Genomic DNA, 22,531 nt, shown 5'->3' with positions numbered 1-22,531 from the left:
GTCAGCGCGTCGACAGCCAGACCGCGGTGTCGACCGGCAGCTCGCCGCCCTCGAATCGTTCGCTCGCGACGAGCACCGTGCCGGCGGGCAGGGTGACCGGGGCCTGTCCGGCGTTGGCGATCACCGTGACCTCACCGTCGTCGGCGTGCACGCGGAAGGCGAGCACGTCGTCGCCGTACCCGTCGAGCCATTCCAGCCGTCCGGATCCGAGCCCGTGCGCGCGGCGCGTGGCCAGCAGCGTCCGGTAGAGCCACAGTGTCGACTCCGGATCGTCCTCCTGCGAGGACCGCGCCAGGTCCGCCCACTCCGCCGGCTGCGGCAGCCACGACTCCCCGCTCGGGCTGAATCCGTAGGCCGGCGCGTCCGAGGTCCACGGGATCGGCACGCGGCAGCCGTCGCGGCCGTACCGCTCCCGGTTGGTGCGGAACCAGGTGGGGTCCTGACGGACGTCGTCGGGCAACTGGATGACCTCGGGGAGCCCGAGCTCCTCGCCCTGATAGAGGTAGGCGGACCCCGGGAGGGCCAGCATCACCGTCGTGGCCGCGCGCGCACGACGCAGGCCCACCTCGGGGATCGGCTGTCCCGGCGAGTCCGGGCCGATGCCGTGGCCCTGCGGGTTCTCCGCCGTGAGGGCCAGGCGCGAGGCGTGCCGGACCACGTCGTGGTTGGAGAGCACCCACGTCGCCGGAGCGCCCACGGCCGGGAAGGCGCGCAGCGACTCGGCGATGACGGTGCGGATGGCCGGGGCGTTCCACTCCGTCATCAGGTACGGGAAGTTGAAGGCCTGGTGCATCTCGTCGGGCCGCACCCACAGCGCGGTCTTGTCGACGGTGGGGAGCCACGCCTCGGCGCAGAGCGCACGGTCGCCGTCGTACTCCGCGAGCACCCGGTTCCAGTCGCGGTAGATCTCGTGCACGCCGTCCTGACCCCAGTAGGGCACGTCCTCTTCGCCGCCGCCCATGCTGTCGGCGTCGACGGAGGGGAGGTGGTCGGGAAGCCCGTCGGTCTTGACGAGGCCGTGCGCGACGTCGACGCGGAAACCGTCCACGCCGCGGTCGAGCCAGAACCGGAGGATGCTCCGGAACTCTTCCTGCACTTCGGGGTTGGACCAGTCGAAGTCGGGCTGCGAAACGTCGAACAGGTGCAGGTACCACTGGCCGGGGGTGCCATCGGGGTCGGTGGTTCGCGTCCACGCCGGTCCACCGAAAACCGACTCCCAGTTGTTGGGCGGCAGTTCGCCGTTCTCGCCCTTGCCGTCGCGGAACATGTAGCGCGCGCGCTCGGGGCTGCCGGGCTCTGCCGCCAGTGCCGCCTGGAACCACTCGTGCTGGTCGGAGCTGTGGTTGGGCACGAGGTCGACGATCACGCGGATGCCGCGGGCGTGGGCCTGGGCCAGCATCTCGTCGAAGTCGGCGAGGGTGCCGAACAGCGGGTCGACGTCGCGATAGTCGGCGACGTCGTAGCCCGCGTCGTGCTGCGGAGAGCGGTAGAACGGGCTCAGCCACACCGCGTCGACGCCGAGTGAGACGAGGTCGTCGAGTCGGGACGTGATGCCGCGGAGATCGCCGATGCCGTCGCCCGAGGCGTCGGCGAACGAGCGCGGGTAGATCTGATAGATCACGGCTGTGCGCCACCATTCCGAGCCGGGGCGGTCGCTCTCGGCGGCGGTGGACGAGAGGACGGAAGTCGTCGTCGAAGTCATGCGCTCCATCCTAGGGCAAGCGCTTGCGCACGCAAGTCCCGAGCGCCAGCGGCCGAGCGTCCTGCTCTCCTCGTTCATGACTCCGGAATCTCGGGCCCCGGTCCGCCGGATCAGCGGCGGACCGCGCTGGATGCCACCCGACTTCCGGAGTCGCGAACGGGGAGGGCGGGTGATCCTGCCGTCTACGGCGGCGCGTACGCTGGGTCGGTGACTTCCTCCGACCTCGCCCACGCCGAGTCGCTGATCGCCCGTATCCCCGATTTCCCCGAGCCGGGGATACTCTTCCGCGACATCTCGCCGCTGTTGGCCGACGGTGCGGCGATGCGCACCGTGATCGACGCGCTCGTGGCTCCGTTCGCGGGGGCGTTCGACGTGATCGCCGGCGTCGAGGCCCGGGGCTTCCTCCTCGCGGGCGCGGCCGCCGTGGCGGCGGGGGTCGGGATGGTGCCGATCCGCAAGGCCGGAAAGCTGCCGCGACCGGCCGCCGCCGTCTCGTACGACCTCGAGTACGGACAGGCGACGATCGAGATGGCCGCCGACCTCCCTACCGGCACGCGCGTGCTGCTGGTCGACGACGTCCTCGCCACCGGCGGCACACTGCGGGCGGGCCAGAGACTGCTGGAGCGGCTCGGTTATGTCGTGGCGGGTACCGCGGTGCTGATGGAGCTCGCCGACCTCCGTGGCCAGGAGGTCTGCGGGCCGGTGCACACTGTCTTCACGGTCTGACCGCCCGCCGGCAACGCCTCCCGATCAGGTCAGCGTGCCGGTCATCCCCATGCGGGTGAGCACGGCGGTCTCCACGATCTGAACGAGGTTGTAGAGCACCAGGGTGACGAGGGTGATGATCGCCACCGACGCCCAGAGCTCTTCGAAGCGCGCGGACGCGTTGAACTTCTGGATCATCCCGCCGATCCCCTGCCCGGTCGAGAGCCATTCCGCCAGGAGCGCCCCGGTGACGGCCCCCGGCACCGAGACGCGCGCGGCCGCGAACAGCGACGGCAGGGCTCCCGGCACGTTCACCTTGCGCAGTGCGGTGAGCCGCGACCCGCCGTAGACGTGCACGAGGTCGAGACTCTCCGGGTGCGCCCGGCTGAGCCCGAACAGGACCGAGGCGAGCGCGGGGAACAGCACGACGATGCTGCCGATGACGGCGACCGACGCCGGGGTGCCGCGACCGGTGATGAGGATGATGACGGGGGCGAGAGCCACCAGCGGCACGCTGCGCAGCAGCAGTGCCAGCGGCATGACGCCCGCCTCGATCCCGCGGGACAGGGAGAAGAGGATCGCGAGGACGATCGCGGCGACGATGCCGACCACGAAGCCGAGCGCCGCGTCTTGCAGGGTCTGCGAGAGGAGCGGAGCGATCGCCTCCCGGTTCGCCGCGGCGCTTCCGGGATCGTCGCCGTCGGTGAAGAGGAACGCCCACACGTCCGCCGGCCCCTTGGCGACATACGGGGAGATCCCCGTGAGGCTCACGACCGCCTGCCAGAACAGGAGGACGATCGCGAGGGTGGCCAGGGCGTTCCCGGCGGCGCGAGCCACCGGTCGCCACCGACCGCGGTTCATCGCCGTCCCCCCGCCGTCGTGGCGCGCCCCGACACCCACGGTGTCACCAGGCGCGCCAGCAATCCGACCACCGCGTAGCCGGCCAGCGCGATGAGGGCGCACAGGAGGAACACCACCCACACCCGCGCGGAGTCGAGGTTCCCCTGCAAGCGGATGAGCGTGATGCCCACGCCACGATCGATCGCCCCCATGTACTCGCCGAGCACCGCACCGAGGAAGGCGCTGGGCACGGCGATCTGCAGGGCGTTGAGGATGGAGGGGAGCGCGGCGACGAGCCGCACCTTCCTCAGCTGCGTCCACCGTGATCCGCCGTAGACGCGGACGACGTCGAGGGAGGCGCGGTCGGACGTCGTGAACCCGAGGACTGCCCCCACCACGGTCGTGAAGAACACCGCGAGGGCGGCGAGGAAGATCGCGGTCGCGCTCGCATCACCGGGCTGCTTGGCCCCTCCCAGCGTCACGATGGCGATGCCGCCGACCGCCACGACGGGGAGGCAGTAGCTCACCACGGCGATCTGCATCACGATCGGCTCCAGACGGGGGAGCAGCAGCACGGTGGCGGCCAGGAGCAGCGCGATGGCGTTTCCCCACGCGTATCCGACCGCCGCTTCGCGCACGGTGACCGAGAACACGGACCAGTACGCCGCCGGACCGTCGGAGACGAGTGTGGTCAGCACCACCCAGGGGGAGGGCACCGGGGTGTAGTCGGTGCCCTCGGCGGGGATGAAGACGGTCGCCGAGAACACCCACCACGCGGCGATCAGCGCGACCGTCCCGATGAGCGCGGCCAGCCAGCCGGGCATGCGTCGACGCGCCCTCACGACGGTTCCCTCCGCGTGGTCATGACTCGGCGGCGGCGCGGCCGTCGGCGCCGAAGAGCAGTTCGGAGGCGCGGTCGACCAGTGCATGGAACTCGGGAGTGCGCTGCATCTCCGGCGTCCGGGGACGAGGGAGGTCGACGTCGATGATCTCCTTGACCCGCCCGGGCCGCGGGGACATCACCGCCACACGGTCGGAGAGGAAGATCGCCTCGGAGATGCCGTGGGTGACCAGCAGCGTGGTCGCGGGCTTCTCGCTCCAGATGCGCAGGAGCTCGAGGTTGAGGTTCTGTCGCGTCATGTCGTCGAGCGCTCCGAACGGCTCGTCGAGCAGGAGCACCGAGGGTTTGAGGGCCAGGGCGCGAGCGATCGACACGCGCTGGCGCATCCCGCCCGACAGTTGCGCGGGCCGCGACTTCTCGAAACCCTGGAGGCCGACCAGGGCGATCAGCTCGTCGATGTAGGCGTCGTCGACGCGGCGGCCGGCGACCTCGAACGGCAGCCGGATGTTGCTGCGGACGCTCCGCCAGGGCAGCAGCGCGTGATCCTGGAAGGCGATCCCGAGCTCACCCGAGGCGCGCAGCTCGTGGGGCGTCTTCCCGTCGACGCGAACGGTGCCCGCCGTGGCGGTCTCCAGGTCGGCGAGAATGCGGAGGATCGTCGACTTCCCGCAGCCCGACGGGCCGAGGAGTGCGAGGAAGGAACCCTGGTCGGTGTGCAGCTCGGTGTCCTGCAGGGCGGTCACCGTCCGCCCGCGCGTGCCGGAGAACGTCTTGGTGAGGCCGTCGATCCGGATGCCGGTGCCGCCCGGTGAGGGCGCGGCGCCGGCATCGGAGGTGGTGGAGCTCTGCGTCATGGGATCAGGGCAGGTAGTTCTTGAGGTCGGCGTTCTCGGCGTAGATCTCGTCGATGATCGTCGTGTCGAACAGGTCGTCGACACTCACGTCCCACCCGGCGGCCTTCAGCGACGCGACCGTCTGCTGCTTGAGCTCGTCGGAGATCGTGAAGAGCCCGTTCGCCTCCGTCTCGGGCGTGGAGATGAGGAGCTTCTCGGCCTCCAGGCCCTTGGCCGTCTTGGTCGGGTCGAGGGCGCCGAAGACCGCCTCCAGGCCATCGGCCGAGTCCTCCGCCGCTTGGTTGTAGTACTTCGTGATGAGGGCGACCGAGTCGTCGGTGGAGTTCTGGAACACGTCGGTCCAGCCCTTGATCTCGGCGGTGAGGAAGGCCTTCAGCAGCTCCTTGTTCTCGGCGAGGTACTGGTCGGTCACCGAGAAGGTCTCGGCCACGTACGGCACGCCGTTGTCGGCGTAGGCGAGGTTGGTGATGTCGTAGCCGGCGAGTTCGACGGTGAGCGCCTCGTTGGTGAGGTAGGCCATGAATCCGTCGACGTCTCCGTTCATGAGCGGGGTCGGGTCGAACTCGACGGGGACGACCGTCACGTCGGCGGGGTCGATCCCGTTCGCGTTCAGGAGCGCAGCGAACACCGAGGCGTTCGAGTCCTGCACGCCGATCTTCTTGCCCACGAGGTCCTGCGGCGTCGTGATGTTGCCGCCGTCTGCGAGCGAGAGGATCGTGAAGGGGTTCTTCTGGAAGGTCGCCCCGATGATCTTGAGCGGCGCGTCCTGCTCGGCGATAGCCGCTCCGATCGAGGCGGCATCCGAGAGCGCCACCTGGACGGTGCCCGACAGCAGCTTCGCGACGCCCGTGTCAGGCCCGGAGATGCCGACGACGTCGGAGAACCCCGCGTCGTCGTAGTAGCCGTTCTCGTACGCGTAGAACTCGCCGGCGAACTCCTCGTTCTTGATCCAGGAGTACTGGACGCTGATCTCGCCGTGGTCGGCGGCGGCGCCGGACCCCCCGGACGGCGCGGGCGTGCTGCCGCCGGCGCAGGCCGACAGTGCCAGAGCGGAGACCACGGCCAGGGCGGCCGTGGTCAGGGCGCGGGTGCGGGCGCGCCCGGTGCGGTGGATCGCCATCGAAGTCCTTCGGATGTGAGAGGCGGGAGAGTGCAGGTGCCGACCATGATCGCGGTGCCGTGTGTACGGCGACGGCCGATTCTGTTTCGCCCGTGTGACGATCTGAGCGGGGTGGGATACTTGGGAGGCCTGTCCAGAAAGGACTCCTGTGGGAACTGTGACCTACGAACCGACCGTGCGCATCACCTCGAGCACCGGCGCTGAGATCCACGTCGGCGGCGAGATCGACGAGGTGTTCGCCTCGACGGCCGAGGGGATGCGCGCGCGGGTGGTCGAGGCCATCCGCCAGATGGCCGCGTCTGCGGGGGAGCCGGTCACGGCGACGGTGGTCGAAGCCGGTGCGCGCTGGCCGATGATCGTCCACCCCGACGGCACGTTCTTCGAGGCGAAGGCGCTGGCCGCGACGGAGGGTGACGAGGATCCGTCCGGCGCAGTCGCGGCGGACACGGCTGCTCCCGAGATCATCGACGGGGTGCCGCCGTTGCCGGCGTCCGTCATCGCGGACGCCGCGACCGAGACGCCCGCTCGATCGGCGGCAGGCGAGGAGCCCGCGTCCGCGCCGGTGGCCGCCTCTGCGGTCGTCGCGGCGGAGCCCGCTGTCGAACCCCTGGCCGCCCCGTCTCCTCTGGCCGCCCCGTCGCCCGCTGCGGCCTCGTCTGCCGCGGCCGGTCCACTCCGCAGCGACGTGCAGCGCCGCGAGGGCACCGTGCGCTCCACCCCGACGGTCGACGATCTCCTCAACTCCCGCGCCGACCGGGCCCGCCCGCGCGCCACCGAGGGCTGGCAGGGCGCCGTCCGTCGGGCGACGGGAGGCGCGATCTCCCCGCGTCCCGGCAAGAGCGAGCGGTCACGCATCGAGCGCGAGCGCAAGGTGCAGCGGCGACTGGACGCTCCCCGGACGATCGTGGTGCTGAACCCCAAGGGCGGCGCGCACAAGACGACCAGCACCCTCCTGCTCGCCGCGACGTTCGGCACCCAGCGAGGCGGAGCGACGCTGGCGTGGGACAACAACGAGACCCGCGGAACGCTGGGATGGCGCGCGCAGAACGCGCCGCACCACCGCACCGCCGTCGACCTCCTCGCCCATCTCGACCAGTTCACGCAGCCGACGCAGGCGAGCCTCGCCTCGCTCGACACCTACGTGCGCACCCAGGTCGACGCGCGCTTCGACGTGCTCGCGTCCGATGAAGACGCCGCGGCCTCCTCCACGATCGACGCGGCCGCGTTCGACCGTCTGCACGGCGTGCTCTCGCGCTACTACCGCCTGCTGATCGTCGACACCGGCAACAACATGCGCGCCTCCAACTGGGTCGCCGCTGTCGCCGCGGCCGACCAGCTGGTGATCGTCTCCACCGTCCGCGAGGACACCGCCGCCAGTGCCGCGTGGCTCCTCGACGGTCTGCGCGAGAAGGGCTTCGACCACAAGATCGACCAGGCCGTCACGATCCTCGCCGCGCCGTCGGCCCGGCCGGACAAGCGGCTGTCGGAACGACTGGAGCGTCACTTCGAGCAGGTGACGTCGGCGGTCGTGCACGTGCCGTTCGACCCTGCCCTCGTCGACGGTGGTCCCATCGACTTCGACGCCCTGTCGCCCGACACGCGCGACGCCTGGCTGACCGTCGCCGCCACGATCGCCGACCGCCTCTAGTCCCGCTTCCCCACCCTTTCACCGAGAGCACATGTTCTCAGCGAGCGGACACCTTATCTGCGTCAGTAGGGTGTGCGCTCGCTGACAGCATGTGCTCTCGACGGAGGATAGCGGGGAGGCGTCAGCCGAGGACGACGTTCTCGGGCTGCTCGCCGGCCAGGACGTGGGTGATCTGTCGCCGGAGGAGCGCCGCGATGCGCGGTCTCATCGCGCTCGAGGCGCCTCCCACGTGCGGGGAGATGAGGACGCCGGGCGTGTTCCAGAGCGGGTGGTCCGACGGCAGCGGCTCGGGTTCGGTCACATCCAGCGCCGCGCGGATCCGTCCGGCCGAGGTGTGACGGACGAGGGCGTCGGGATCGATCAGCGACCCGCGGCCGACGTTGACCACCAGGGCGCCGTCGGGAAGGGCGGCGAGCTCGGCCTCGCCGAGGATGTGCCGCGTGCGCTCGCCGCCGGGAAGGCTCAGCACCACGATGTCGACGCCGGGAAGGAGGTCCGCCAGTTCGTCGATCCCGTGGACGTGCACACCGTCCTCGTCCCGCGCCGTCGAGGCGACCGGCACGAGCTCCACCTCGAAGGGGGCGAGCCGCGCGGCCACCGCCTTGCCCACGCCGCCGTAGCCGAGGAGGAGCACCCGCCGGTCGGCGAGGCTGTCGGCGAACATGGGGGTCCACACGCCGTCACGACCATTGATCGCGAAGAGGTCGAGCTGCCGCTGCACCGCCAGGGTCAGCGCCACGGCGAGTTCTGCGGTGGAGGTCTCGTGCACGGTGGCGGCGTTGGCGAACCGCATGCCCGCGGGAAGCCGGTCCGCCACTCCCTCGTACCCGATCGACTGGCCCTGGACGAGACCGACCTCCACCTCGGCGAGCCGGGCGAAGGCATCGGACTGGTCCATGTACGGCGGCACGACGATGTCGATCCGCGGTCGCGGAGCAGCCTCCGCCATCGTCCAGACGATCACCTCGACGCCCTCGGGGAGGGGGCGGAGATCGGACGCGAGCGATTCGGTGGGGACGGACACGACGAGGGTCATGCACTCGACGCTACCCGGCGCTAGCCTTCACTCGGAGGTTCCGCATGATTCCCGAGATCAACTACTGGGCGGTGGCGATAGCCACAGTGCTGAGCATGGGGCTCGGAGCCCTCTGGTACTCGCCGGCGCTCTTCCTCGACCGCTGGGCGACGCTCGCCCGCATCGACATGACGAAGCGGGGAGCGCCCGTCGCCCTCGCCATGCTCGTGTCGCTCGCCGTGACGTTCCTCACCGCCTGGGTGCTGGCGGGATCGGTGGCGATTGCCTGGCACTTCTACGGCGGCGGGTATCTGCTGTCGGCGCTCGTGACCGGGGTCACCCTGTGGGCGGGATTCACCGCGGCGCGCGTGATCACGCACGACGTGTTCGAGGGCCGGCCGTCGCAGCTGACCGTGCTGACGATGGGGTTCGAGCTGACCACCGTGGTCATCATGGCCCTCGTCATCGGGCTCTGGCCCCCGGCGGGCACGGTGTGAGCTGACCCCCGGCAGGGGCCGCTCAGAGCGGGTGAGGCCTCAGGCGGCTGCGGCAGCCAGCGACGCGATCGCCGAGGTGAAGAACGTCAGCCCATCGACGCCCGACCGCATGGCGGCGGCCGTGTCGGGGCCGAAGCCCGGCTCCACCGCGTGCTCGGGGTGCGGCATGAGCCCCACGACGTTGCCACGCTCGTTGGTGAGCCCGGCGATGTCGTCGATCGACCCGTTGGGGTTCACCCCGACGTAGCGGAAGGCCACCAGGCCTTCGCCCTCGATCCGCGCGAGGGTCTCTGCCGAGCAGATGTAGCCACCGTCGCCGTTCTTGAGCGGGATCGTGATCTCCTGCCCCGCTTCGAAGCCGTGGGTCCACGCCGTGGCGGCGTTCTCCACGCGCAGGCGCTGGTCGCGGCAGATGAACTGCTGGTGCGCGTTGCGGATCAGGCCACCGGGGAGCAGGTGCGCCTCGACGAGCATCTGGAAGCCGTTGCAGATCCCCAGGATCGGCATGCCCTGGGCGGCGGCGTCCTTGACCTCGGACATGATCGGCGAGAGCGCGGCGATCGCTCCGGCGCGCAGGTAGTCGCCGTAGCTGAACCCGCCCGGGAGCACGAGGGCGTCCACGCCCTCGAGGTCGTGAGAGCCGTGCCAGAGGGCGACGGGCTCGGCGCCGGCGACGCGGATCGCGCGCTGCGCGTCGCCGTCGTCGAGGGAGCCGGGGAAGGTGATGACCCCGATGCGAGCGGTCACTCGACCACCTCGATGCCCACGACGTCTTCGATCACCTGGTTGGAGAGGATCTCGGCGGCGATCTTCTCGACCGTCGCGAGGGTCGCCTCGTCGGCGACGTCGACCGTCAGCTCGAATCGCTTGCCGATGCGCACCGCCGAGATGCCGGACACTTCGAGGCGGGACAATGCGCCGGCGACGGCCTTCCCCTGCGGATCCAGCAGCTCGGCCTTGGGCATGACGTCGACGACGATGGTGGGCATTCGAAAGCTCCGGGAAGTCGCGGGAAGGGGTGCGGCATCAGTCTACGGGCACCGGCCGCGCTCGCCCGTTCCGCGTCGCCACGGCCCGTGATCGAACCGTGACCAATATTCATGGGAGCGCTCTCTTGCGCTCATGGGAGCGATCCCATAACGTCTCAGTCATCGGTTGAGAGCGCTCCCACGACATTGTCGCGGAGTGGATCGACCGTCCCAGGGTCCCTCCCTGGGTGGGAGCCCGACACGCACCCCCTGACACCGTTCCACCAACACAAAGGAGTGACATGCACGCACGTGCATTCCGCCGCAGCGCCGTCGTTCTCGCCGCTGTCTCGGCCACCGCGCTCACGCTTGCCGCGTGTAGCAACAACCCGACCCCCGGGAACACCGACGACACGGGCGAGAAGGTCACGCTCACCGTCACGACGTTCGGCACCTTCGGCTACGAGGACCTGTACAAGGAGTACGAGAGCCTCCACAAGAACGTCAAGATCGAGGCCACCAACATCGACACGGGTGGAAACGCGCGCACCGACGCGTTCACCAAGCTCGGCGCCGGTTCGGGCCTGTCCGACATCGTCGCGATCGAAGAGGGCTGGCTCGGCGCGATCATGGAGGTCTCCGACCAGTTCGTCGACCTGCGCGACTACGGCATCGAAGACCGCAAGGGCGACTGGGTCGACTGGAAGTACGGCCAGGCCACCGACCCCACCGGCCGCGTGATCGGCTATGGCACCGACATCGGCCCGCAGGGCATCTGCTACAACGCCCCCGCGTTCGAGGCGGCGGGTCTTCCGACCGACCGCGACGAAGTGGCCAAGCTCCTCGACGGCGACTGGAAGAACTACTTCGACGTCGGCCGTCAGTACAAGGAGAAGACCGGCAAGGCCTGGTACGACCACTCCGGGTTCGTCTGGAACTCGATGGTCAACCAGCTCGAAGAGGGCTACTACAAGAAGGACGGCACGCTCAACGTCGAGGGCAACGCCGCGCTGAAGGAGCGCTTCGAGCTGCTGGGGGCGGCCACGGAAGACGGCCTCTCGGCAGCGCAGGCCGTGTGGGACTGGAACGGCGGCAAGTCGTTCGTCGACGGCACGTTCGCGACCTTCGTCTGCCCCGGCTGGATGCTCGGAACGATCACCGGCCAGCTCGAGGCGGCCGGCGGGGGTGCCGACAGCGGCTGGGACTTCGCCGATGTCTTCCCCGGCGGTGCGGCCAACTGGGGCGGTGCGTTCCTCTCCATCCCCGAGACGTCGCAGCACAAGAAGGAGGCCGCGGCGCTCGCCGACTGGCTGACGCAGCCGGAGCAGCAGGTCAAGCAGTCCAAGGCGGCGAACAACTTCCCGTCGACGCTGGAGGCGCAGAAGGTGCTCGCTGAGGAGGCGACCCCCAACCCGATCTTCAACGACGCTCCGACTGGTGCGATCCTCGCCGAGCGGGCTCAGGGAATCGTGGCGCAGTTCAAGGGCCCGGATGACTCCGTGATCCAGGAGAACGTGTTCGGACCGGCGCTCGTTCAGCTCGACCAGGGCAAGGCCGACACGGCCGCGGCCTGGCAGCAGGCGATCAAGCTGCTCGGCGAGCTCGTCGGCTGATCCCACCCGATCCGCAGGGGTCCCGGTCTTCGGGCCGGGGCCCCTGCGGCCCTCACCCACTTCGCTCAGAGGAACCCACATGTCCACGACCGCGCCCGCCGCCCCCACGAAGGGCACTCCGCGCGCATCCGTCCCGCGCCGTCGCGGCGGATGGAACCGTTTCGCCCACAAGGGCTCCCCCTACGCCTACATCGCGCCGTTCTTCCTGCTCTTCGGCCTCGTGGGCCTGTTCCCCCTCCTCTACACGGTCAATGTCGCGATGCACGACTGGGACCTACTGAAGGGCCAGGGCGACTTCGTCGGTTTCGGGAACTTCGTGGAGATCCTCGGCGACGAGATGTTCTGGAACTCCATCCGCAACACCCTCAGCATCTTCCTGCTCTCCGCGATCCCGCAGCTCGCGGTCGCGCTGCTGATCGCCTACCTGCTCGACCGGGGGCTGCGCGCACCGACCTTCTGGCGGATGAGCGTGCTGATCCCCTTCGTCGTGACCCCCGTCGCCGTCGCCCTCATCTTCTCGAGCATCTTCAACGAGGCCGACGGCCTCGTGAACAACCTGCTCAACCTCATCGGGATTGCCGATCAGCAGTGGAAGCAGGACACGTTCCTCAGCCACATCGCGATCGCCACGATGGTGAACTTCCGCTGGACCGGGTACAACGCCCTCATCCTCCTGGCCGCCATGCAGGCGGTGCCGCGCGACCTCTACGAGTCCGCCGCGATCGACGGCGCGGGCGCCGCGCGACGCTTCTTCTCCATCACGATCCCTTCGATCCGCCCCACGCTCATCTTCGTCATCATCACCGCGACGATCGGTGGCCTCCAGATCTTCGCGGAGCCGCGCCTGTTCGACGTGTCGACCGCGGGCGGCATCGGCGGCAGTGAGCGTCAGTTCCAGACGACGGTGCTCTTCCTCTGGGAGCTCGCCTTCTTCCGTCGCAACTTCGGGGAGGCCTCGGCCGTCGCCATCCTGCTGTTCCTCCTCATCGTGGGGATCGGCCTCATCAACTTCCTCATCTCACGGCGCATCGCCACGGGAAACGGTCCGCGCGTCTCCCGCCGCGAGCTCCGCCGCGCCCGCCGGAATGGAGAGCACGCATGACCAGCACCCTGACCCCCGCTCCCGTGCTCGCCGAGCCGGAGCCCGCCCCGCGCCGTCGCCGCGGAGGCTCGGGAGGCGTCGCCGGCATCGGCAGCCGCCCCGGATTCCTCACCTACGGTCTCTTGACCGCCTTCATCCTTGGAAGCGTCTACCCGCTGTGGTGGTCGGTCGTGGTCGCCAGCGGCACCAACGCCACCCGCGGCGAGACCCTTCCGCTGATCCCGGGCGGCAACTTCTTCGCCAACGCCGCGAAGGTGCTCGACGCCATTCCGTTCTGGCTGGCTCTCGGCAACTCCATCCTGATCTCGTCGATCATCACCATCTCGGTCGTGTGCTTCTCGACGCTCGCCGGGTACGCGTTCGCCAAGCTGCGCTTCCGCGGCCGCGACGGGCTCATGGTGTTCGTCGTCGCGACGATGGCGATCCCCACGCAGCTCGGGATCATCCCGCTGTTCATGGTCATGCGCGAGCTCGGCTGGACGGGATCCATCGGTGCGGTCGTCGTGCCGATGCTGGTGACCGCATTCGGCGTGTTCTTCATGCGGCAGTACCTCGTCGACGTCATCCCGGACGAGCTCATCGAGGCGGCGCGCGTCGACGGTGCGGGGCAGTTCCGCACCTTCCTCACCGTCGGCGTCCCCGCGGCGCGCCCGGCGATGGCGATCCTCGGTCTCTTCACCTTCATGACGGCATGGACCGACTACCTGTGGCCGCTGCTCGTGCTGAGCCCGCAGAACCCCACCCTGCAGACGGCGCTCAGCCAGTTGCAGTCCGGCTACTACGTGGACTACTCGATCGTGCTGACGGGCGCAGTCATGGCCACTCTCCCCCTTCTCGTGCTGTTCGTCGTCGCCGGGAAGCAGCTGATCAGCGGCATCATGGCGGGCGCCGTCAAGGGCTGAGAGGTACGCTCCATGAGCCCCATTCCTCGAGAGGAGACCGCCTCCATGCTGCGTACCTTCCCCGACGGCTTCCTGTTCGGCGCCGCCACCGCGGCGTACCAGATCGAGGGCGCCGCGTTCGAAGACGGTCGCACGGCCTCGATCTGGGACGCTTACTGCCGCGTGCCGGGCGCCGTGATCAACGCCGACAACGGCGACGTCGCCTGCGACCACTACCACCGGTACCGCGACGATGTGGCCCTGATGAAAGACCTCGGGCTGGACACCTACCGGTTCTCGGTGTCGTGGTCGCGCGTTCGCCCCGACGGGGGCCCGATCAATCCGAAAGGCCTCGACTTCTACAAGAGGCTGGTCGACGAGCTGCGGGATGCCGACATCATCCCGTGGCTGACGCTCTACCACTGGGACCTCCCTCAGGCGCTGCAGGAGCGCGGCGGATGGACCGTCCGCGAGACGAGCGACCTCTTCACGGAGTACGCGCTCGATGTCCACGACGCCCTGGGCGACCGGGTCGTCAACTGGACCACGCTCAACGAGCCCTGGTGCTCGTCGTTCCTCAGCTACACCGCAGGCATCCACGCACCCGGCCACTACTCCGTCACGGAGGGCGTGCTCGCCGCGCATCATCTCCTCCTCGGCCACGGCCAGACCGTCCGCGAGCTGCGGGCGCGCGATTCCTCGCTGCGGCTCGGGATCACCCTCAACCTCACCGGCGCCGAACCCGCCGACCCCACGAGGCCGAGCGACCTCGATGCCGCGCGACGCATCGACGGGCAGTTCAACCGGTGGTTCCTCGATCCGATCTTCCGCGGCACCTACCCCGCCGACATCGTCGAGGACATCCGCGCGGTCGATCCCGCCGCGATCGAGGCCCTCGCGGCGGCGACACAGCCCGGCGACCTCGACGTCATCGCGACGCCCCTCGACGCGCTCGGCGTGAACTACTACCACAACGAGTTCGTCGGCGGGGAGCCCGACCCCACGCCCCCGGCCCCCGGGGACGCTCCGACCGACCGGCACGCCGAGTCGCCGTTCCCCTCCCACGAGGGCATCCACTGGCACGAGCGCGGGCTCCCCCGCACCTCGATGCACTGGGAGGTGCAGCCCGAGGGGCTCACCGCTCTGCTCGAACGTGTCTGGACCGACTACGCCGAGAAGGCGGGGACCGCCCTCTACGTGACCGAGAACGGCGCCGCGTTCGACGACGTCGTGGCGGAGGACGGCGAGGTGCGGGACCTCGAACGCACCGACTTCCTGCGTCGTCATCTCGCCGCGACCCTGGATGCGGCCGAGGCCGGTGTGGATGTGCGCGGGTACTTCTACTGGTCGCTCCTCGACAACTTCGAGTGGGCCTGGGGGTACGAGAAGCGGTTCGGGATCGTCCGCGTGGACTACGACACGGGCGAGCGGTCCCCGAAAGCATCCGCACGGGAGTATCGTCGCCTCATCGCGCAGCGCGCGATCGACGTTCCGCGTGCGGGCGTCGTCACCCACCCCTAGGTCGTCCTCCGTGAGCATCGATATCCCACGGACCGCGATCACCATCGAAGAAGTCGCAGCGGCAGCCGGTGTCTCGCGATCGACAGTCTCTCGAGTGGTGAACGGTTCCACTGCCGTCAGTCCTGCCGCCCTGGAAGCCGTGCGTCAGGCCATCTCCGAACTCAACTACGTGCCCAACCGCGCCGCACGGTCGCTGGCCAGTCGCGCGACGATGGCGATCGCGCTGGTGGTCCCCGAGGATACGAGCCGGTTCTTCGGCGACCCGTTCTTCGCCGCGATCGTCTCGGGCATCAACAAGCGGCTCAGCCGCTCGGACTACGTGCTCAACCTGATCGTCGCCAGCGACGATCCGCAGGACAAAGCCACCGCGTACCTCCGCAGCGGAGCGGTCGATGGCGCGATCGTCGTCTCCCACCACACGAGCGACACCTTCATCGACCGGATCGCGGCCGCCGTGCCCGTCGTCTACGGCGGTCGCCCGCTGCGCGAGCGTGAGCACGACCACTACGTCGACGTGGACAATGTCGCGGGCGGCCGCGTCGCCACGGAACACCTCCTCGGCCGAGGGCGGCGCCGTATCGCGACCATCACCGGTCCGCTGACCATGCACGCGGGCGTCGACCGCCTCACCGGTTTCCGCGAGGCGTTGGCCGCCGCGGGTCTCGCGGAGGTCGCGGTCGAAGACGGCGACTTCACGAGCGACGGCGGTGCGGCCGCCATGCAGCGCATCCTCGATGCGGGGCAGCCGTTCGACGCCCTCTTCATCGCGAGCGACCTCATGGTGCGCGGAGCTTTGCCCGTGCTCGCACGCGCCGGTCTCCGCGTTCCGGACGACGTGGCGATCATCGGCTTCGACGACTCTCCGGTCGCGCGATCGGTGACGCCCCATCTGACCACGATGCGTCAGCCCTCCCTCGCCCAGGGGGAGTGCATGGCCGATGTGCTCCTCGCGATGCTCTCCGGCGGGGAGCCGCCGTACGTCACGATCCTCGACACCGAGCTGGTGGTCCGCGACTCGACGTAGACGCGGCTCCCGCTCGCGCCGCGTCAGACCGTCACGACGACGTCGAAAGTGACGAAGGAGGTCCGCTGACCGTCGCCGACAACGCGTTGAGCCACGGGTCGTCGAACCCGAGGGAGCGTCCGTCATCGCGCACGGCGACTCCGTAGTGGCGGAGCCGCTCGCCGAGAGCGCCGAGGGCGTCGGCATCGGGGAGGGTGAGGTCGACGCGGCCGAGGCCGAGGGCGGGCATGCGGGGCCCGGCGCCGCGGGAGTTCCACACGTTCATCGCCATGTGGTGGTGGTAGCCGCCGGCGCTGACGAACAGCGCTTGGGAGCCGAGAGAAGCGGTCGCATCGAACCCGAGCGCGTCGACGTAGAACGCCCGCGCGGTGGCCACGTCGCCGACGGAGAGGTGCACGTGGCCGATCTGCGCGGCCGCCTCCGTCGCGGTGGTGCCGTCCCCTTCGCGAGGCAGGTGCGCACGCAGGAACTCCTGCGGATCCAGGTACAGCGTCGCCATCTCGACCTGTCCGTGCGTCCACGACCATTCCGACCGGTCGCGGTCCCAGTACAGCTCGATCCCGTTCCCCTCGGGGTCGGTGAGGTAGAAGGCCTGGCTGACGAGGTGGTCGGCGCTGCCGGTGAAGGTCTGCGGCGCGTGGCGCGCGACCGACAGCAGGGCGGCGGCGAGAGCGGCCTGCGTCTCGAAGAGGATCGCGGTGTGGAAGAGGCCGGCCGATCCGGCGGCGGCGTGACGGAGGGAGGGATCGTGTCGCAGCACGATGAGGGGCCGTCCGCCGCGACCGAGCGTGACGGTGTCGCCTTCGGCGGCGATCACCTGCAGGGTGATGACGTCGCGGTAGAAGCGGGTCATCGCATCGAGGTCGCCGACGAGCAGCGTCACGGCACCCATGGTGGTCGCGGGTGCGAGGGCCGGAACGCCGGAGGCCGGAGGTTGCTCATTCATGTGAATGGACAACCTCCGGCCTCGGACCGGTATTCCAGGGGCTACTGCGGATCGCCGCCGAGCTGTCCGATCGGGACGATGGGGCCGCCGTCGTCGGCACCCGTCTTGCGCCACCGTGCGATCGCATTGCCGCCGTGGTAGATCGCCAGCGCCGCGAACGTCCCGAGCACGATCGCGCCGAAGGTGAGGGCGCCGAGGTTCATCGTGAAGCCCGCGATCGCGATGATGAACGCGACGGCGACCGTGTACTGGTTCACCGGGCGGGAGAAGTCCACCTGGTTGTCGACCCAGATCTTGATGCCGATGACCCCGATGAGGCCGTAGAGCGCGGTGGTCACCCCGCCCAGCACGCCGGGGGGCATCGCGAAGATGACTGCCCCGACCTTGGGCGAGAAGGCGAGGAGCACCGCGACGATGCCGGCCACCCAGTACGCGGCGGTGGAGTAGACGCGGGTGGCGGCCATGACGCCGATGTTCTCGCCGTAGGTCGTGGTGCCCGAGCCGCCGAAGCCGCCCGCGACGGCGGTGGCGAGGCCGTCGGCGACGAGCGCGCGGCCGGTGTGCCGGTTGATGCCGGGGTCGCCGGTCATCGTCGCGACGCCGCGTACGTGTCCGACGTTCTCGGCGATCAGCACGAGCACGACCGGCAGGAACATCGGCAGCGCGCCCCAGGCGACCGGGTCGCCGAACGCGGGGAAGTGGAACTGCGGCAGGCCGACCCAGGCCGCTGCCTCGACGCCCGAGAAGTCGACGCGATTCAGGATGATCGCCGCGACGTAGCCGACGACGACGCCGAGGAAGATCGAGACCCGCCCCAGGAACCCCCGGAAGAGCACGGCGAACAGGATGCAGGCGACGAGGGTGATGGTTCCGAGGAGGGCGTCCTTGCTGAAGTTGTTCCAGGCGGCGGGAGCCAGGTTGAGGCCGATCAGAGCGACGATCGCGCCCGAGACGACCGGCGGCATCAGCCTCTCGATCCAGCGGGTGCCGGTGGCCTGCACGAGGAAGCCGACACCGGCCAGCAGCACACCCGCGGCGAAGACGCCGAGGAGCGCCTGTCCGTACTGTTCGGGGGTGTTCAGGGGCTTCCCGCCCCCCGGCCCGAGGGCGAGGATCGGCGCGAGGAACGCGAAGGAGGAGCCCAAGTAGCTGGGAAGGCGATTGCGCGTCAGCAGGAGGAAGAGGAGGGTTCCGAGGCCGGAGAACAGGAGCGTCGTGCTGACCGGGAACCCCGTGATGATGGGAACCAGGAAGGTCGCTCCGAACATGGCGACGACGTGCTGCGCGCCGATCGCGATCGTGCCGCCCCAGGCGAGGCGTTCGTGCGGCTTGACGACGGCGCCGGCGGCGATGCGGCGGCCGTCACCGTGGAGGGTCCAGATGGGCATGAGTGTGCTCCTCGAAAGGGTGTGGGGGTGCCTGGGGTCAGGCTATCTGGGAGAACCCTGGGAGCGTGGTTGTGACAGGCCGGAAGTTCCGGCGAGGATCAGCGGGTGAGCCGCCCGACCAGTTCGCGATACGTGGCCGCCGTCCGGTCGACGATCTCCGCGGGAAGCGGGGGCGGGGTGCCGGTCTTGTCCCACTTCGCGGCCAGCCAATCGCGGACGATCTGCTTGTCGAAGCTTGCCATCCGCTCCGCCGGGGTGGACCCCGTGCGCCACGCCTCCGCGTCCCAGTACCGCGACGAGTCGCTCGTCAGCACCTCGTCGGCCAGGGTGAGCACGTCGTCGGCGTCGAGGCCGAACTCGAACTTCGTGTCGGCGAGGATGAGGCCCTTCGCCTCCGCGATCGTCGAGGCGCGCGTGTAGGCCTCGATCGACGCGTCGCGCAGCTCGGCCGCGCGGTCGGCGCCAACGATGTCGACGGTCTCCTCGAACGTGATGTTCTCGTCGTGCTCGCCGAGCGGCGCCTTGTAGGCGGGCGTGAAGATCGGCTCGGGAAGGCGGTCGCCGTTCTCCAGCCCCTCGGGCAGGGCGACGCCGCACACCGTTCGGGTCTGCTGATACTCGGTCCAGCCGGATCCGGTGAGGTATCCGCGCACGACGCACTCGATCGGCTGCATCGCGAGGGCCTTGACGACCATCGCGCGATCGGCCACGGCCTCGGGGGCGCTGGCTCCCGGAACGAGGTGGTTTGGGATCGGGCGGCCGCCGTCGGCCCCGCCGAGCTGGTCGAACCACCAGAGGCTGAGCTCCGTGAGCAGAGCGCCTTTGCCGGGGATCCCGGGGTCGAGCACGTGGTCGAACGCGCTCACGCGGTCGCTCGCGACGACGAGCATCGTGCCGTCCCGTCCGCTGTCGGGCCGGTAGAGGTCACGGACCTTTCCCGAGTACACGTGGGTCCAGCCGGGCAGGGTCGCGGGCGCATCCGTCACCCGTCCATTATCGAGGCTCCGCGCCGGTGCCGGTGCCGGTGCCCGTTCCCGTGCCCCCCGCTGACCGTCGACCGTCGAGAGCACATGCTCCCATCGAGCGCACACCGGGATGACGTCAACGAGGTATGCGCTCGGCCAGAGCATGTGCTCTCGACAAAGGGAGGGGGCATCCGTGGGTGGACGACGGCGCGGGCGTCAGGGGGTGATGCCGTCCACGAAGGCGAGGGCCTCTTCGATGACGTCGGGCCAGAGGTCGAGGTCGCGGTTGTCCACGAGGATCCACTCGCGCATCGCTCGGCCGCGCATCACCATCCGTTCGCCGCGTCCCTCGGCCTCGAGCTGCGTGACGCGGTCCTCGGGGAGCTTGGCCAGCAGACCCTCCGCGATGGGAAACGCGAATGCCTTGCCCCGCACTCGCAGCCCGGTGGCCGAAAAGATGCGACCGAGGTCGACGCCGTCGCGCACGAGGCAATCCGCCGCGATCTCGTCGAACACCTCTCGCGCACGTTCCCGGGACACGCCGTCAGCGTACGCCCGCCCCGTCTCGGGCGTCGAGAGCACATGCTCGCATCGAGCGCACACCGTGATGACGTCGACAAGGTATGCACTCGACCTGAGCATGTGCTCTCGACGAAGGAGAAATGGGTATATAGTCCATCTGGACTATTCATCCGAGATGGCCGTGACGGGACGGGAGGGACAGCGAATGACCGGCGATGCCCGCGCGCTCACCCCGCTCGCCGTCGTGGTGCTCGGACTCCTCCGCGAGCGCCCGATGCACCCCTACGAGATGCTCCGGCTCCTGCACCAGCGGCGCGACGACCGCCTCGTCGGGGGCTCGCGGGGCACGCTGTACCACACCGTCGCACGCCTCGAACGGGCGGGACTGATCGCCGAAGTGGGAGTGGACCGCGACGGCAACCGCCCCGAGCGCACCACCTACGAGATCACGCCCGAGGGCAGCGAAGCCGGGGCCGACTGGGTGCGCCGTCACCTTCCCCAGGTCGACCGCATCCTGGAGTTCCGGGTGGCCCTGTCCTCGGCGCACGATCTGCCGCGCGAAGAGGTCGCCGAGCTCCTCGGCCGCCGCCGCGCCGTGCTCGCCGACTTCCGCGCGGAGCACCGCGCCGGACTCGCCGCGGCCCGTTCCCGCGGCGTGCCCTTCCAGTTCCTGGTGGAGGCGCAGCGTGAGCTCCATCTGCTCGACGCCGACCTCGCCTGGCTCGACGCGGTCCTGACCGCGCTCGCCGATCCCGCCACACCCTGGGGCGTGCACGAACTGCCGCCCGACACGATGGCCCGCCTCGAGGCCTTCAGAGAAAGCGTCGTCTCATGACCGATCCCACCACTGCGTCCGTCCCCACGACCGCGTCGTCTCGTTCCGGCGCCGCGGCTCCCGGCCACTCCGTTCCCGACACTCCCGCCCGAAGCCCGTGGCCGGCGCTCTGGGCTCTGGTGATCGGGTTCTTCATGATCCTCGTCGACACGACGATCGTCTCCGTCGCCAACCCCGCGATCAAGGCCGCCCTCGACCCCGACACCAACAACCTCGACAACGTCGTGTGGGTGACCTCCGCCTATCTGCTCGCCTACGCGGTGCCCCTGCTGATCACGGGCCGCCTCGGCGACCGCTTCGGACCCAAGAACATCTACCTGATCGGTTTGGCGATCTTCACCCTCGCCTCGCTCGGTTGCGGCCTCTCCGGGTCGCTCGAGATGCTCATCGCGATGCGCGCCGTGCAGGGCCTCGGCGCGGCGCTCATGACGCCGCAGACGATGGCCGTCATCACCCGCACCTTTCCTCCCCACCGCCGCGGCGCCGCCATGGGCCTGTGGGGAGCCACGGCCGGGATGGCGACCCTCGTGGGCCCCCTCGCGGGAGGCCTCCTCGTCGACGGCTTCGGCTGGGCGTGGATCTTCTTCATCAACCTGCCGGTGGGCGTGATCGGGTTCGTCCTGGCCTGGATCTTCGTGCCCGCCCTGGAGACCCATCCGCACCGCTTCGATGTGGTGGGCGTGGTCCTGAGCGCGGCCGCGCTGTTCCTCATCGTCTTCGGGCTGCAGGAGGGGGAGAAGTTCTCCTGGGCGCCGTGGGTGTGGACCATGATCGCGGCCGGGGTGGTCGTGATGGCGGTGTTCATCTGGACGCAGGCGCGGACGAAGAGCGAGCCGCTCGTGCCGCTCGACCTCTTCCGCGAGCGGAACTTCTCGCTGGCCAACCTGACGATCGCGACGGTCGGGTTCACCGTGACGAGCATGACCCTCCCGCTCATGTTCTTCGTCCAGCTCGCGCGGGGACTGACCCCTACCGAGGCGGCGCTGCTGATGATCCCGATGGCGGTGCTCTCGGGTGTGCTCGCGCCCCTGGCCGGCAAGCTCCTGGATCGCTCCGACCCGCGTCTGCTGCTGGTGCCGGGACTGCTCATGGTCGCCGGATCGCTCTTCTGGTACGCGAGCCTCATGAACGTGGACACGCCGATCTGGATGTTCCTCCTCCCCTCGGCCGTGATGGGGATCGGGAACGCGGGGATGTGGGGGCCGCTCGCCACGACGGCGACCCGCAACCTCGGTCCGCGTCAGGCGGGCGCCGGCGCCGGCATCTACAACACCACGCGCACGATCGGATCGGTGATCGGTTCGGCCGCCATCGCCGCCGTCATGCAGGCCCGCCTGAGCGCCAACCTTCCCGGAGCGTCCGACGCGGCGGGGGAGTTCGGCGGAGGGACCCTGCCGCCGTTCGTGCTCGACGGCTTCTCGACGGCCATGGCGCAGTCGATCCTCGTTCCCGCCGCGGTGATCCTGATCGGCGTCGTGGCCGTGCTGTTCTTGCGGCGTCCGCCGCTCACGCCGCAGCGCTGACAGCGCGGCGCTGACCCTCGA

The 22,531-nt window shown here is 69.8% G+C and carries 22 protein-coding genes; 10 read left to right on the top strand and 12 right to left on the bottom strand.

The window, feature by feature from the left end; genetic code table 11:
• Position 1: 1 nt before the first annotated feature.
• Positions 2-1,702 carry a glycoside hydrolase family 13 protein gene (locus tag AVP41_RS11980; RefSeq protein ID WP_067164628.1) on the bottom strand — a complete coding sequence of 567 codons (1,701 nt, stop codon included), beginning with the start codon at positions 1,700-1,702 and terminating at the stop codon, positions 2-4.
• A gap of 207 nt (positions 1,703-1,909) precedes the next feature.
• On the opposite strand from AVP41_RS11980, the gene AVP41_RS11975 reads away from it, so the two are divergent.
• Positions 1,910-2,428: an adenine phosphoribosyltransferase gene (locus tag AVP41_RS11975; protein WP_067164626.1), complete on the top strand. Its 519-nt coding sequence runs from the start codon at positions 1,910-1,912 to the stop codon at positions 2,426-2,428.
• A 24-nt stretch (positions 2,429-2,452) separates the two neighbouring features.
• Here AVP41_RS11975 and AVP41_RS11970 read toward each other — a convergent pair whose 3' ends face one another.
• From AVP41_RS11970 to AVP41_RS11955, 4 genes are read right to left on the bottom strand one after another with little or no spacing between them, the layout of a single operon-like run.
• A complete protein-coding gene (locus tag AVP41_RS11970) occupies positions 2,453-3,268 on the bottom strand; it encodes an ABC transporter permease (RefSeq protein WP_082829253.1) in 816 nt (271 codons plus the stop codon).
• Positions 3,265-4,089: an ABC transporter permease gene (locus tag AVP41_RS11965; RefSeq protein ID WP_231902740.1), complete on the bottom strand. Its 825-nt coding sequence runs from the start codon at positions 4,087-4,089 to the stop codon at positions 3,265-3,267. The genes AVP41_RS11970 and AVP41_RS11965 overlap by 4 nt, the downstream gene beginning before the upstream one ends.
• Positions 4,090-4,108: 19 nt before the next feature.
• Positions 4,109-4,942, bottom strand: coding sequence for an ABC transporter ATP-binding protein (locus tag AVP41_RS11960; RefSeq protein WP_067164620.1), 834 nt, complete (start codon positions 4,940-4,942; stop codon positions 4,109-4,111).
• Positions 4,943-4,946: 4 nt separating this feature from the next.
• Positions 4,947-6,062: an ABC transporter substrate-binding protein gene (locus AVP41_RS11955; protein WP_067164618.1), complete on the bottom strand. Its 1,116-nt coding sequence runs from the start codon at positions 6,060-6,062 to the stop codon at positions 4,947-4,949.
• A 157-nt stretch (positions 6,063-6,219) separates the two neighbouring features.
• Between AVP41_RS11955 and AVP41_RS11950 the strand changes: the two genes are divergently transcribed.
• The gene (locus tag AVP41_RS11950; protein WP_067164616.1) at positions 6,220-7,710 is read left to right on the top strand and encodes a MinD/ParA family ATP-binding protein; all 1,491 of its coding nucleotides are present in this window, start codon (positions 6,220-6,222) and stop codon (positions 7,708-7,710) included.
• A 121-nt stretch (positions 7,711-7,831) separates the two neighbouring features.
• Here AVP41_RS11950 and AVP41_RS11945 read toward each other — a convergent pair whose 3' ends face one another.
• Positions 7,832-8,746: a 2-hydroxyacid dehydrogenase gene (locus AVP41_RS11945; RefSeq protein WP_067164614.1), complete on the bottom strand. Its 915-nt coding sequence runs from the start codon at positions 8,744-8,746 to the stop codon at positions 7,832-7,834.
• 44 nt (positions 8,747-8,790) lie between these two features.
• Here AVP41_RS11945 and AVP41_RS11940 point away from each other — a divergent pair, with 44 nt between their 5' ends.
• Entirely contained in the window at positions 8,791-9,222 is a 432-nt protein-coding gene (locus AVP41_RS11940; protein ID WP_067164612.1) for a DUF1761 domain-containing protein, read from the top strand.
• A 39-nt stretch (positions 9,223-9,261) separates the two neighbouring features.
• Here the strand turns inward: AVP41_RS11940 and purQ are convergent, their stop codons facing one another.
• Both purQ and purS read right to left on the bottom strand, forming a co-directional pair.
• Positions 9,262-9,969, bottom strand: a complete 708-nt coding sequence (gene purQ, locus AVP41_RS11935) for a phosphoribosylformylglycinamidine synthase subunit PurQ (protein WP_067164610.1) — start codon at positions 9,967-9,969, stop codon at positions 9,262-9,264.
• The gene (gene purS / locus AVP41_RS11930; protein ID WP_067164608.1) at positions 9,966-10,211 is read right to left on the bottom strand and encodes a phosphoribosylformylglycinamidine synthase subunit PurS; all 246 of its coding nucleotides are present in this window, start codon (positions 10,209-10,211) and stop codon (positions 9,966-9,968) included. Before purS ends, purQ begins: the two co-directional genes overlap by 4 nt.
• A 281-nt stretch (positions 10,212-10,492) precedes the next feature.
• On the opposite strand from purS, the gene AVP41_RS11925 reads away from it, so the two are divergent.
• From AVP41_RS11925 to AVP41_RS11905, 5 genes are all read left to right on the top strand, one after another.
• Positions 10,493-11,803, top strand: coding sequence for an ABC transporter substrate-binding protein (locus tag AVP41_RS11925; RefSeq protein WP_067164606.1), 1,311 nt, complete (start codon positions 10,493-10,495; stop codon positions 11,801-11,803).
• A gap of 79 nt (positions 11,804-11,882) precedes the next feature.
• A complete protein-coding gene (locus AVP41_RS11920) occupies positions 11,883-12,905 on the top strand; it encodes a carbohydrate ABC transporter permease (protein ID WP_067164604.1) in 1,023 nt (340 codons plus the stop codon).
• On the top strand, positions 12,902-13,807 hold the full coding sequence (locus AVP41_RS11915) for a carbohydrate ABC transporter permease (RefSeq protein ID WP_067164602.1): 906 nt from the start codon (positions 12,902-12,904) through the stop codon (positions 13,805-13,807). The genes AVP41_RS11920 and AVP41_RS11915 overlap by 4 nt, the downstream gene beginning before the upstream one ends.
• 12 nt (positions 13,808-13,819) lie before the next feature.
• Positions 13,820-15,307, top strand: coding sequence for a GH1 family beta-glucosidase (locus AVP41_RS11910; protein ID WP_082829185.1), 1,488 nt, complete (start codon positions 13,820-13,822; stop codon positions 15,305-15,307).
• A gap of 10 nt (positions 15,308-15,317) precedes the next feature.
• Entirely contained in the window at positions 15,318-16,331 is a 1,014-nt protein-coding gene (locus AVP41_RS11905; RefSeq protein ID WP_067164596.1) for a LacI family DNA-binding transcriptional regulator, read from the top strand.
• A 31-nt stretch (positions 16,332-16,362) separates the two neighbouring features.
• Here the strand turns inward: AVP41_RS11905 and AVP41_RS11900 are convergent, their stop codons facing one another.
• From AVP41_RS11900 to AVP41_RS11885, 4 genes are all read right to left on the bottom strand, one after another.
• Positions 16,363-17,277 (bottom strand): VOC family protein, encoded by a 915-nt coding sequence (locus AVP41_RS11900; RefSeq protein WP_067164594.1) that lies wholly within the window; start codon positions 17,275-17,277, stop codon positions 16,363-16,365.
• A gap of 41 nt (positions 17,278-17,318) precedes the next feature.
• Complete coding sequence (locus AVP41_RS11895) at positions 17,319-18,665, bottom strand: uracil-xanthine permease family protein (RefSeq protein WP_067164592.1); 1,347 nt, start codon at positions 18,663-18,665, stop codon at positions 17,319-17,321.
• Between the two features lie 98 nt (positions 18,666-18,763).
• Entirely contained in the window at positions 18,764-19,651 is an 888-nt protein-coding gene (locus tag AVP41_RS11890) for a phosphoribosylaminoimidazolesuccinocarboxamide synthase (protein WP_067164589.1), read from the bottom strand.
• A 195-nt stretch (positions 19,652-19,846) separates the two neighbouring features.
• Complete coding sequence (locus AVP41_RS11885) at positions 19,847-20,170, bottom strand: hypothetical protein (protein WP_067165905.1); 324 nt, start codon at positions 20,168-20,170, stop codon at positions 19,847-19,849.
• A gap of 187 nt (positions 20,171-20,357) precedes the next feature.
• Here AVP41_RS11885 and AVP41_RS11880 point away from each other — a divergent pair, with 187 nt between their 5' ends.
• Both AVP41_RS11880 and AVP41_RS11875 read left to right on the top strand, forming a co-directional pair.
• Positions 20,358-20,987 (top strand): PadR family transcriptional regulator, encoded by a 630-nt coding sequence (locus AVP41_RS11880; protein ID WP_067164587.1) that lies wholly within the window; start codon positions 20,358-20,360, stop codon positions 20,985-20,987.
• Positions 20,984-22,510 carry a DHA2 family efflux MFS transporter permease subunit gene (locus AVP41_RS11875; protein WP_067164585.1) on the top strand — a complete coding sequence of 509 codons (1,527 nt, stop codon included), beginning with the start codon at positions 20,984-20,986 and terminating at the stop codon, positions 22,508-22,510. The genes AVP41_RS11880 and AVP41_RS11875 overlap by 4 nt, the downstream gene beginning before the upstream one ends.
• Positions 22,511-22,531: the final 21 nt, after the last annotated feature.

The sequence above is a fragment of the Microbacterium sp. TNHR37B genome (assembly GCF_001620065.1).
In the GTDB taxonomy this organism is placed as follows: Bacteria; Actinomycetota; Actinomycetes; order Actinomycetales; family Microbacteriaceae; genus Microbacterium.
Note: the sequence above shows the minus strand (reverse complement) of the source record. Positions and strands in the feature narration are given on the sequence as shown.